The organism is Falsiroseomonas sp., assembly GCF_051860665.1.
Taxonomy (GTDB): domain Bacteria; phylum Pseudomonadota; class Alphaproteobacteria; order Acetobacterales; family Acetobacteraceae; genus Falsiroseomonas.
This window is the reverse complement of record NZ_JBHYDM010000044.1, coordinates 1-12,140: the sequence shown is the minus strand read 5'-3', so window position 1 is coordinate 12,140 and position 12,140 is coordinate 1. Positions and strand designations below refer to the sequence as shown.

The 12,140-nt window shown below is 71.0% G+C and carries 7 protein-coding genes; 2 read left to right on the top strand and 5 right to left on the bottom strand.

All coding sequences use genetic code 11. From position 1 onward, the window contains the following. Positions 1 to 4: 4 nt before the first annotated feature. On the bottom strand, positions 5 to 847 hold the full coding sequence (locus ACTIF1_RS24740; protein WP_439599128.1) for a response regulator transcription factor: 843 nt from the start codon (positions 845 to 847) through the stop codon (positions 5 to 7). A 365-nt stretch (positions 848 to 1,212) separates the two neighbouring features. Between ACTIF1_RS24740 and ACTIF1_RS24735 the strand changes: the two genes are divergently transcribed. Further along, positions 1,213 to 3,333, top strand: a complete 2,121-nt coding sequence (locus ACTIF1_RS24735) for an ATP-binding protein (RefSeq protein WP_439599127.1) — start codon at positions 1,213 to 1,215, stop codon at positions 3,331 to 3,333. Here ACTIF1_RS24735 and ACTIF1_RS24730 read toward each other — a convergent pair. The 4 genes from ACTIF1_RS24730 to ACTIF1_RS24715 form a co-directional block, all read right to left on the bottom strand. Continuing rightward, positions 3,287 to 7,315, bottom strand: a complete 4,029-nt coding sequence (locus ACTIF1_RS24730; RefSeq protein WP_439599126.1) for a PAS domain S-box protein — start codon at positions 7,313 to 7,315, stop codon at positions 3,287 to 3,289. The genes ACTIF1_RS24735 and ACTIF1_RS24730 overlap by 47 nt on opposite strands. 161 nt (positions 7,316 to 7,476) lie before the next feature. Continuing rightward, positions 7,477 to 8,778 (bottom strand): MFS transporter, encoded by a 1,302-nt coding sequence (locus ACTIF1_RS24725; protein ID WP_439599125.1) that lies wholly within the window; start codon positions 8,776 to 8,778, stop codon positions 7,477 to 7,479. A gap of 13 nt (positions 8,779 to 8,791) precedes the next feature. Further along, positions 8,792 to 9,817, bottom strand: coding sequence for an Ldh family oxidoreductase (locus ACTIF1_RS24720; protein WP_439599124.1), 1,026 nt, complete (start codon positions 9,815 to 9,817; stop codon positions 8,792 to 8,794). After that, on the bottom strand, positions 9,814 to 10,914 hold the full coding sequence (locus ACTIF1_RS24715) for a 4-oxalomesaconate tautomerase (RefSeq protein ID WP_439599123.1): 1,101 nt from the start codon (positions 10,912 to 10,914) through the stop codon (positions 9,814 to 9,816). Before ACTIF1_RS24715 ends, ACTIF1_RS24720 begins: the two co-directional genes overlap by 4 nt. Before the next feature lie 157 nt (positions 10,915 to 11,071). Between ACTIF1_RS24715 and ACTIF1_RS24710 the strand changes: the two genes are divergently transcribed. Further along, on the top strand, positions 11,072 to 12,040 hold the full coding sequence (locus ACTIF1_RS24710; protein WP_439599122.1) for a Bug family tripartite tricarboxylate transporter substrate binding protein: 969 nt from the start codon (positions 11,072 to 11,074) through the stop codon (positions 12,038 to 12,040). The last annotated feature ends 100 nt before the right edge of the window (positions 12,041 to 12,140 follow it).

Sequence of the window (12,140 nt, the reverse complement as noted above, 5' to 3'; positions counted from 1 at the left end):
TGGGTCACCAGACGAGTCGATATCCCTTGCCGCGTTGCGCGGCGATGGTGACCTGCCCTGCCGAGGCCGCGAGCAGCTTCTGGCGGAGGTTGGAGGCCAGCTGGTCCACCCCCCGCTGTTCCGGCAGCATCTTCCGTCCGAGTACGCGCTGCGAGATGGTCTCGCGGTCCGCCATATGGTCCGATTCGGTCAGCAGCAGCGACAGCAGCCCCGCCTCGCCGCCGGTCAGCCGCGTCTCCGCCCCATCCTGCCGCAGCATGCGGAAGCGGGCCGGCTGCAGCACCAGGCCGGCGATGGTCCAGGTGGTGGGCAGCGCCATGGCGCCGGCCGCCGCCTCGGCTTCCGACGGCGCGCCGGCGGCGGGCGGTTCGGGCAGCCCGGCCTGGGCCTCCGGCATGCCCATCACCCGCGGCGCCGGCTGCTTGCAGCCGCCATCCAGCCGGCGGCTGAGGGCGCGCACGCGGGCGACCATTTCCCGGAGCGAGAAGGGCTTGGTCAGGTAGTCGTCGGCACCGACTTCCAGCCCGATCACCCGGTCCATCTCCTCCGACCGCCCGCTGACCACGATGATGCCGAGATCCGGGCAGGCCGCGGCCTCGCGCACGAAGGTGATGCCATTGCCATCCGGCAGGCCGAGGTCGGCGATGATCAGGCGCGGATGGTCCTCCTGCAGCCGCTGGCGGCCCTCGGCCAGGGTGCTGGCGGTGACGGTGGCCCAGCCATCCCGCCCCAGCGCCGTGCAGATGGTGGTCGCGACGGCAACATCATCCTCCAGCACCAGGACCGGGCGCTGGGTTTCAGACGCTTCGCCAGGGTGTAAGGAGGAGAACGTCGCGTAGTCAGCCATGGACGCTCCCCGGTTGGGTGGCAGGATGGTGGCTCGGTTAAACTTTATGGCCAACCACCAGCCATGTCGACAACCTTAACGCGATTACGCATTCTACAACTTTCGCGCGAGGGAGTGGTTGACTCAAAAATGATGCCGAGTGCAACTGCACGATGCATCGCGGGTCCCGCTACAGGCAAGCCCTGTGGCCTGGCCTCCCATGCTCCATGCATCCGGTGCCAGGCCTTGGCTTCATCCAAAGGGCGACCCGCGAGGTCTCCGCCGTGACCGGGGCGCGTCATCCGGAACCTTCGGCGGAGCGTCCGGCGGGCCAGGCTGCGGCCGCAACCCTGGTCCAGGGTGACACCCGCCGGCACCTGCAGGCGATGAGCCGCAGCATGCGCGCCCTGCTGGCGTTGATCGTGCTGCTGCCCCTCATGGTCCTGGTGGCGGTGGGAATCGACCGCCGCAACCTGGTCCTGGAGGAGGCGCGGCGGGACGCCCAGACCACCGTCAGCATCATGCAGCAGCATGCCCAGAAGCTGTTCGAGACGCAGGAGCTGGTGCTGGAGCTGGTCGCGGACATGATCAGCGACATCGAGGAGGCGGAGATCGGCTCCGAGGGCATGCGCCAGCGCCTGCTGACCATCGTCGCCCGGCTGGACGACACCGCCTCGCTCTGGATCACCAATGCCCGCGGCGATGTGCTGGTCTCGACCATCCCCTTCACGCCGGGGCTCAACCTCTCCCACCTGGAATCCTTCCAGGAACAGCGCGACCGTCCCAATGCCCGCCACATCGGCCCGCGCTACACCAGCCCCACCACCGGCCGGCCCTTCTTCGCGATCAGCCGCCGCAGGATCAGCCCCGACGATAGCTTCAACGGCACCATCCACGCCGCCATCAGCACCGAGGCGCTGGAGGCGGCCTTCGCGGTGGCCACCAGCACCATGAACGGCGCGGCTTCCCTGGCGCGCAACGACGGGCTGCTGCTGGTGCGCCTGCCGCGGGGCGGGGAAGGGCAGCGGCTGAATGCCGGCGGCGCGCTGATGGAGGCGATGGAAAGGTCCACCGGGGCCGGCGTCTTCCGTGCGGTCTCCTCGGTGGATGGCAAGGAGCGGCTCTTCGCCTATCGCCTGGTGGCGCCCTTTCCCGTCTATGTCACCTTCGGCGTCGACCTGCCGCCGCGCTACGCCGCCTGGCGGCAGACCATGCTGCGCCAGGCGGCGCTGACGCTGGCGATCATCCTGCTGCTGTCGGGCGCCGCCTGGGTGGCCTGGCGGAGCGCCGCCGGGCGCAGCCGGGCACTGGCCGAGCTGCGGCAGGAGGCCGAGCGGCGCCACCTGGCGGAGGCGCAGCTGCGCGAGGCCCGGGCGCTGGAGGCGCTGGGACGCATGGCGCGCGGCGTCGCGCATGACTTCAACAACCTGCTCACCGTCGTCCTCGGCAATCTGGAGGCGCTGGAGGAAGCGACCGCCGACCCGGTGCTGCGCGGCGTGGCGCAGCGCACGCGGCGCGCCGCGGAGGCCAGCGCGCAGCTCGCCGCCAGCCTGCTGGCCTATGCCCGCACCCAGGTGCTGCGGGTGCAGGCGCTGCCGGTGGATGCGCTGCTGCGCGACATGCTGCCGGTGCTGCAGGACCTGGCGACCCCGGCCATCGAGGTGCGGCTGGAGACGGAGCCCGGCCTGCCGCCCTGCGCGCTGGACCCGGCGCAGCTTCAGGCGGCGATCGGCAATCTGGTCAGCAATGCGCGCGACGCCATCCTGGGTGGAGAGGCCGCGGCGCGGCGCCCGGGCCGCATCAGCATCGGCGCCGCGCGCGCGCAACTGCCGGAGGGCGGCGGCGCGGGGGGCGACTACGTGGCCATCACCATCAAGGACAATGGCGCCGGCATGTCCGAGGATGTGGCCGCGCGCGCCTTCGAGCCCTTCTTCACCACCAAGCCCGCCGGCGCCGGCTCCGGCCTCGGCCTGTCGCAGGTCTTCGGCCTGGTGACGCAGCTGGGCGGCCGGGTCGCGCTGCGCAGCGAGGCGGGGGAGAGCACAACGGTCACGCTCTACCTGCCCGAGACCCAGATGTCGGTGGCGCCGCCGCCGGACGGCGTGCCGGCGGGCGGCCAGGGGCCGGGGCAGGCCGCCACCGCGCCGGCCGGGGCGGCGCGCATCCTGGTGGTGGAGGACCAGCCGGAGATCCGCGCCATGATCGAACGCATGCTGTCGCGCAGCGCGCATCGCGTGCGCAGCGTGCCGGGGGGGCGGGAGGCGCTGGCCCTTCTGGAGGCCGGGGAGACCTTCGACCTGGTGCTGTCCGACGTGCTGATGCCCGACGACATGGACGGCGTGGCGCTGGCGCGCAGCATCCACGCCCTGCGGCCGGACCTCGCGGTACTGCTGATGTCCGGCTATGCGCCGGATGGCGCCGTGCCGGATGGCGCGGTGAAGGGCTTCCTGCGCAAGCCCTTCACCCGCCGTGCCTTGCAGGAGGCGGTGGAGCAGGCCCTGGCCTGACCTGGTCCAGCGCCTGGCGCACCTTCTCCGCCAGGTCGCGGCGGCGGTAGGGCTTGTTCAGCAGCTGCACGCCCGGATCCAGCCGGCCGTGGTGGACGATGCCATTCTCGGTATAGCCGGAGGTGAAGAGCACCCGCAGCCCCGGCCGGATTCGCTGCGCCTCCTGCGCCAGGGCCGGGCCGTTCATGCCGCCGGGCATCACCACATCGGTGAACAGCAGGTCGAAGTCGTCATGCAGCCACAGCGCATCCAGCGCCGCCGCGGCATGCCCCGCCATGACCACGCGATAGCCCAGCTCGCGCAGCTGCGCCGCCACGTGGTCGCGCACCAGCGGGTCATCCTCCACCACCAGCAGCTTTTCCGTGCCGCCGCGCGGCACCTCTCCCTCGGCGCCCGATGCGGCGCGCGGCTGGCTGGTCCCGGCGCGCGGCACATAGACCTTCACCGCGGTGCCGTGGCCGGGCTCGGAGTAGATCTTCACGTGCCCGCCGGACTGCTTCATGAAGCCGAAGACCATGCTGAGCCCGAGGCCGCTGCCCTGGCCCACTTCCTTGGTGGTGAAGAAGGGCTCGAAGGCGCGCGCCACCACCTCCGGCGTCATGCCGGTGCCGGTGTCCGAGACGGCGACCAGCACGTACTCGCCGGGCGTCACCTCGCCCTCCGCCTCCGCATAGGCGGCATCGAGGTGGACGTTGGCCGTCTCGATCATCAGGCGGCCGCCTTCCGGCATGGCGTCGCGCGCATTGATGCACAGGTTCAGCACCGCATTCTCCAGCTGCGGCGGATCTATCAGCGCCGGCCACAGCTCCGCGGCCGGCGCGATCTCGACCTCGACATGCTCCCCCAGCGTCCGCTGCAGCATCTGGTGCAGCCCGGCCAGCAGCTGGTTCACGTCGATCACCTTGGGGTCCAGCGCCTGGCGGCGCGAGAAGGCGAGCAGGCGGCTGGTCAGGGCGGCGCCGCGTTCCGCCGCCGCCATGTTCATCTCCGCCATCTGGCGAAGGTCCGGGGCATGCTCCAGGCTTTCCGCCAGCATCTCCGAATTGCCGAGGATGACCGTCAGCAGGTTGTTGAAGTCATGCGCCACGCCGCCGGTCAGCTGGCCGATCGCCTCCAGACGCTGCGACTGGCGGAGCTTCTGCTCGAGGTCGAGCCGCTCCGTGATATTGGTGTTCACGGCCAGGATGGCGCGTGGCCGGCCCTCCGCGTCGCGCACCAGGGTCCAGGCGCCATCGGCGACGAGGCGCGAGCCGTCCTTGCGGCGCTGCTCGATCTGGCCGCTCCACTCGCCATGCGCCAGCACATGCGCCGTGGCGCGCAGGAAGGGGACGGGATCGTTGTAGAGCAGGTCGAGCGCCGAGCGGCCAACCGCCTCCTCCGCGCTCCAGCCATAGAGGCGCTCCGCGCTGCGGTTCCAGTACTGGATGCGATGGTCGATGCCGCGCACGAGGATGGCGTCGCGTGCCTGGTCGAGCAGGGCGGCCTGCTGTTCCAGCTGCAGCTGCGCCTGCTTGCGCTCCGTCACGTCGCGCTGCACGGCGACCCAGTGGGTATAGTGGCCCTTGGCATCCGCCACCGGCACGATGTCGAGCTCGAGCCAGAATTCGCTGCCGTCCTTGCGATAGTTCAGCAGCTCGGCGCGGATCGGCTTCCAGCCCGCCAGCGCCGCATGGATGCGGTCGAGCTCCGCGCGGCTGGTCTTCGGGCCCTGCAGGATGCGGGGCGAGATGCCGATGATCTCCTCCATCGCATAGCCCGTCAGCCGCTCGAAGGCCTGGTTCACGAAGAGCGTGCGCGGGCCGGGCGGCGTGATCGGCTCGGCCTCGGTGATCAGGATGATGTCGTTCAGCTTGCTCGCCGCCACCTCCAGCAGGCGCAGCCTTTCCTCGCGCCGGTGCTGCGCCGTGATGTCGCGGAAGTAGATCGTCAGGCCGTCGCGGGCCGGATAGGCGGAGATGTCGAACCAGGTGTCGAGCTCCCGCAGATGATAAGTGAAGCGGCGCGTCTCGTGCTGCGCGACGGCAGCCTGGAACTGGCGCTCCACCTCGCTGCCGATCGTGTCGGGGAAGGTCTCCCACACCGTCCGCCCCAGCAGCGACCGCGCCTCCCGCTGCAGCAGGCGCTCGGCCTGGCTGTTGATGCTGGTCAGCCGCCAGGCGTGATCGAGCGTGCAGAGGCCGTCGCTGATGCTCTCGAAGGTCGCGTCCAGCTCCTCCGCCAATTCGCGCACCGCGGCCTCCGCGCGCAGCCGCTCGGTCAGGTCCCATACCACCGCCAGCGCGCAGCGGCGGCCGCGGAAGTCGATCAGCCGCGACAGGATCTGCACCTGGCGGATCTCGCCCGATGCGGTTCGGTGCGGCCAGGGGCCTGTCACCCGCAGCTGGTCGTCGAGCTGCGCCGCCGCCGCCAGCACCGTCGCCCGGTCCGCCTCCGTCGGCAGGTCGAGGACCGTCATCCCGAGGAACTGCGCACGGGTCCATCCATAGGCGGCGAGCGTCGCCTCGTTCACCTCGAGGAAGGCCAGCGTCTCCTTGTCGTAGACCCACATCGGCGCGGGATGCAGGTGGAACAGGTCGCGGAAGGCGGCCTCGCTGGCGCTGAGCGCCTCCTCCGCCGCGCGCTGCTCGGTGATGTCGCGCTGGATCGACATCCAATGCGTGCGCCAGCCGGTCTCATCGACCATGGGCGAGATATTCAGCTCGACCCAATAGGCCGTGCCGTCGCGGCGGCGGTTCAGGATCTGCTGGCGCAGCGGATAGCCGCCATCCACCGCGGCACGAAGCAGTCGCCGTGCCTCGGGGTCCGCATCCTGATGCGTCAGCATCGCCACGGACTGGCCGATGACCTCCTCCGCACGGAAGCCGGTCTGGCGCAGGAAGGCGGCGTTGACGTAGCGGATGAGCAGGCCTTCGCCGCCGTCCTTCGGCGAACCGCCACGGCGGGTCTCGCTGATCACCACCGGCTCGCTGCTCGCCTCCACCATGCGGCGGAACAGCTCCGTCTCCTCCGCGTCGCGCAGGCGGCGCAGCAGCGGGCGCAGCGTGCCGGCCGCCTCGCGCAGCCGCTCCGCCATCGCATCCAGGTCGCGACGCTGCTGGCCGAAGCCGAGCGTCAGGCAGTAGCGTTCCGTCCCGATCGAAAGCGGCGTCACGATCATGGACTCCAGGCCGCATTGCGCCGCCAAGGGCGCATCGGGGATGCCGTCCAGCGGCGCCGCGCGGAAATCGCGGATGACGATCTGCCGGTCCTGCCGGATCGCGGCGCCGGCGGCGGTATTGTCCAGCGTCAGCGGCAGCGCGCGCAGCCGCGCCAGATGCGCGGGATCCGCCGTTCCCGCCTGGTCCTGCGCGCCGATCAGCTGCAGGTGGTGACCGTCCGGCGCCAGGCGGCACACGACGCACAGCACGCCCTGCGCATCCTCGCGCAGCGCCGTCATCGCCGCCTCGATCGCCTCGCGGAAGGTCGGCGTCTCCGCCACGCTGCGCAGCAGCCTTTCGCGCAGCGCGGCGCGCGCCATCTCCACCTCCCGCGCTGCAAGCTGGTGGCGCAGTTCCAGCTGCGCCATCACCGCGGCGGCCAGATCGCGCAGCGTCTCCACCTGCGCCGCATCCAGCAGCGGCCGCGGCTTCGTGTCCATGATGCAGAGCGTGCCGAGCGCATGGCCCTCCGGCGTGCGCAGCGGCGCGCCGGCGTAGAAGCGCAGCTGCGGACCGCCCAGCACCAGCGGATTCTCCGCGAAGCGCGGATCCAGCGCGGCATCCGGCACCTGGCAGATGTCATCGCCCTGGATCGCGGTATTGCAGAAGGCGATGGCGCGCGGCGTCTCCGAGAAGTCCAGCCCCACCCGCGCCTTGAACCACTGCCGGTCGGAATCGATGAAGGAGACCAGCGCCACCGGCGCGTCGAAGACGCGCGTGGCGAGCCGCACGATGCGGTCGAAGGCGGCTTCGGGAAGCGTGTCCAGCACGTCGTAGCTGCGCAAGGCTGCCAGTCGAGCAACCTCCTGCGACGATGGAGCGGGCGTAGCCGATGGCGGCGACAAGTGAATGATCTCCGGGGCCTATGCACCCCCTGGAAGGGGGGCTGTCGCAGACGGTGAACCGGCCCGATGCGATTGGGACGATATCCTCCACCCCCTGTAGGTCAATCTTTTCCTTGGTTTCCGCGGGTCGTGAATTGTCCTTCTGTGTCATCCGCTGTTGCATTGCCCCGCGGGCTGACATCCTCCAGCCGATCGATCGCACGCAGCGCCGGAAACCAGCGCATCCAGGCGATTGCCACCAGGACGGTTCCGACGCCGCCCAGCACCACGGCGGCGACCGGCCCGAGCAGGGCCGCCGCGACGCCGGATTCGAATTCCCCCAGTTGGTTCGAGGTGCCGATGAACAGCGAATTCACCGCCGCCACACGCCCGCGCATCTCATCCGGCGTCGCAAGCTGCACGAGGGATTGCCGCACCACGACGCTGACCACATCGGCCGCCCCCAGCACCACCAGTGCGGCACTCGACAGGACCAGCGAACGCGACAGGCCGAAGACGATCGTCGCCAGGCCGAACAGCATCACGGCGAGGAACATGCGCTGGCCCGCATGGCGCGACAAAGGCCGCCAGGCCAGCAGCAGCGACATCCCCAGCGCCCCGATGGCGGGCGAGGCGCGCAGCAGTCCGAGGCCCCAGGGGCCGGTCTGCAGGATATCCTTGGCATAGATGGGAAACAGCGCCGCCGCGCCGCCCAGCAGCACCGCCACCATGTCGAGCGACACGGCGCCGAGCAGCGCCGGGCGCGACCAGATGAAGGTGATGCCGGAGAACAGGTTCTCGATCGTCACCTTGCCGCGCATCTTCGGGCGCGTGGGAATGCGGATGGCCAGCACCATCAGCCCCGCGAGCAGGAAGGCGAGGGCGGCCACTCCATAGGCCGCCGTGGCACCGCCCAGCGCATAGAGAAAGCCGCCCAAGGCCGGCCCGCAGATGGTCGCCACCTGGTTGGCGGAAGACCCCATGGCCATGGCGCGCGGCAGGTCCGGCGCCGCCACCACGCCGGAGATCAGCGCCTGCTGGGCCGGCATCTCGAAGGCGCGCGCGGTGCCGAACAGCACGACCAGGGCGAAGATCGCATCCCGGTCCAGCCAGCCGGAGAGGCTGCCCCAGGCGAGACCCAGCCCGCCCGCCGCCGTCACGATGCGACAAATGCCGACCAGCAGCCGACGGTCCACCCGGTCCGCCACCTGACCCACCACCAGGGTCAGCAGCAGCATCGGAAGGAACTGCGCCAGCCCCACCAGGCCGAGCGCCAGGGCGCTGTCCGTCAGCTCATAGACCTGCCAGCCCACCGCCACCACCTGCACCTGCAGCGCGGCCGCCGAGAGGATGCGGGAGCCGAGGAACAGGGCGAAGGGCGCCTGCCGCAGCAGGGCGGTGGCGCTGGGGGCGGCGTCCTGCATGCCAGCCGCTTCCTCAGTTGCCCGCCAGGGCCCGCAGGCGGTCCAGCTCGGCCGGCTTCACCCGCACGCCCTCCGCCCGCTGGCGCCGCAGCATCGCCAGCTCACGCTCCCCCGGCAGCATGACCGGCCGGGCGGGATCGGCGGCGGGCGTGTCATGCAGGATGCCGATGAAATCCGCCATGCGCGCGGCGAGTGTCTCCGCGCTTGCCAGCTTCGTCGCATCGATGGCGATGAAGACATGGCCGAGGTTCTGGGCCGCCTCCGGATTCTTGTCCCAGGCCTGCACATGGCTGAGGAAGGCCGCGCCCGAGAGCAGCCCGGCCAGCAGGTCCACCATCACCGCCAGGCCATAGCCCTTGTGGCCGCCCACCGGCAGCAGGAAGCCCGCCAGCGCCGCCTTGGCATCGGTCGTCGGCTGCCCCTGCGCATCCGTGGCCCAGCCCTCCGGCAGCGGCGCCCCGCTGGCCGCCAGGTCCCGGATCTTGGCGCGCGCCGCGACGGACAACGCCATGTCGAGGATCACCGGATCACCGCCGGGATTCGGCACGCCGATGCCGAGGGGGTTGTTGCCCAGCCGCGTGTCCTTGCCGCCCCAGGGTGCGATGGTCGTCGTGGCATTGGAGGCGATGAGGGTCGCAAATCCCTGCTCCGCCGCGATCAGCGCATAGGGCAGGATGGGCCCGAAGTGGTTGCTGCCGCGGGCGAAGGCGGCGCCGATGCCGCAATCCCGCGCGCCCGCCATCGCCGCCTCCAGCCCGGCCATGCCGACCAGCGGGCCGATGCCGTTGCGGCCATCCACCATGGCCAGCGCCGGCATCACCCGCGTCACCTGCGGCACCGCCCGCGCATCGATGCCGCCGAGCCTCACCCGGTCCAGATACTGGCCGACGCGGCTGATGCCATGGGTGGTCAGCCCCGCCAGCTCCGCCAGCACCAGCACCCGCGCCGCCTGCGCTGCCTCCGCCGGCGCCATGCCGGCACGGGCCAGGGCGCGGCTGGCCAGGTCCAGCAGCGCGGCCTCGCCGAGGGCTTCGCTCACTTGCCGGCCCAGACGGAGGCCGGGATATAGACCTCGCCCTTCATGATGCGCCGCGCCGTGCGCAGCGTGCCGCCGCCCAGGATGGTGCGGCTGCCATCCGCCGCCACGCCGGTGGTGATCACCGCCTCCATCACCCCGGTGGGGTGCTCCAGCGTCACCATCTCTCGCGCCTCGGCATTCACCACGGCGATGCCCTCGGCCACCGTGCCGGGCAGCTTGCAGGCGCTGGCGATGCAGATGCCGCCCGTCACCGCCATGGCCTCATGGCAGGCCAGCGGCGTGAAGTAGCGCGCGGCGACCCCTGCGCCGCCCGCTGGCTCTCCCACCATGGCAAACTTCGGCATCACCTTGCCTGCCACATCGCCCATGCCCATGGCGAGGCCCGCGGCGCGCCGGATGCGCTCGATTCGCGCCATGAAGTCGCGGTCGGCATCCAGCTCCTTCGCACTCTCGCGCGCCGTCTTGCCGAGGTCGCGCGCGCGGGCGATCACCACGGGCATGGCGACATCCAGGCAGGTGACATCCACCCCCTCGATGCGGTCCAGCGGCTTGCCCGTCGGCATCAGCTTGCCCGTGGCCCCGCCCACGGCCTCGGCAAAGTTCAGCACGATGGGGGCGGCAGTGCCCGGCACGCCGGCAATCCGGGCATCCCCGTCATAGGTCACCCGGCCACCCGGGGTCTGCACCACCGCCTCGATCAGCGCGCCGGTATTCACCGCGCGGATCAGCACGCGCGTCTCGCCATCCTCGGCCGGCACCAGGCCATTCTCGATGGCGAAGGGGCCGATGCCGGCCAGCATATTGCCGCAGGTGGGACCCCAATCGACCACATCCTGGTCCACCGAGACCTGGGCAAACAGGTAATCCACCTGCTGCTTCTCCCCCGGCGCCGCGCGGCTGACCATCACCGTCTTGCTGGTCAGCGTGGTGCCGCCGCCCAGCCCGTTGATCTGCCGCGCATCCGGCGAGCCCATCACCGCCAGCAGAACCCGCCCCGCCTCCTCCCGGCTCTCGGGCAGGTCGCTCCGCAGGAAATAGGGGCCGCGGCTGGTGCCGCCACGCATGAAGGTGCAGGGGATCGCGGTCTGGAGGGTCATAAGGGGGTCCTTGCGGCGCTACGTCGACCGTCGAGATACCCCCGCACCGGCCGCCGGGGGAAGCGCACCGGCCGCGTGGCAGGGTGACGGCCCGCGCACGAAAGTCCAGGATGGCGGGATAACGGCCGCCCAGACCGGCCGAACCGGAGGATCCAGGATGAACCGACGCAACGCCCTGCTGCTGGCCGCAGGCGGGCTGGCCACGCCGCTGCTCGCCCGCGCCCAGGAGAGCTGGCCCGCCCGCCAGGTGAAGATCATCATCCCCTTCGCCGCCGGCGGACCCCAGGACATCCCGGCCCGCATCATCGCCGACCGCCTCAGCCGCACCCTCGGCGCCACCTTCTTCATCGAGAACCGCCCGGGCGTCGGCGGCGGCCTCGGCGCGCAGATGGTCGCCAATTCACCACCGGACGGCGCCACCCTGCTATTCATCTCCTCCTCCATCTCCATCCTGCCGACGCTGCAACGCCAGCTGAACTTCGACCCCCTGCGGGACCTCGCGCCCCTCACCGTCGTCTGCGACGTGCCCGCCGGCATGATGGTGCGCGCCGACAGCCGCTTCACTGACCTCCCCAGCCTGATCGCGGAAGCCAAGGCCAACCCCGGCAAGCTCACCTACGGCTCCGGTGGCGTCGGCTCCGCCAACCACCTGGCCGGCGCCCAGTTCGCAGCCCTCGCCGGCATCGAGACCATCCACGTGCCCTACCGCGGCGTCAGCCAGGCGGTGAACGCGATCTACACCGGCGAAATCGACTTCGTCTTCGGCAGCACCGTCGAAGTCCTCTCCCACCACCGGCAGGGCCGCGCCCGACTCCTCGGCATGACCATGCCCGACCGCGTGCCCGCCGTGCCCGACATCCCCGCCATCGCCGAACACGTCCCCGGCTACGCCGCCCCCAACTGGTTCGCCATGTTCACCCCCAAAGGCCTGCCCGACCCGCTGACCCAACGCCTGGTGGCCGAACTCACTGCCATGAAAACCGACGAAGTGCTCATCGCCCGACTGGAACCCGCCGCCGCCATCATCCGCATGGACGGCCCGCAAGCCCTCACCACCCAACTCACCGCCGAAATCCCCCGCTGGCGCAACGTCATCCAGAGAGCGGGCATCGCGGTCGAAGGCTGAGGGGAGGCGGTGCTGGGTGGTTCGCAGGGGGACGCTGTCCCCCTGCACCCCCTGCCAAGGGGCAGTGGCCCCTTGGAACCCTTTGATTCATGAACAGAAA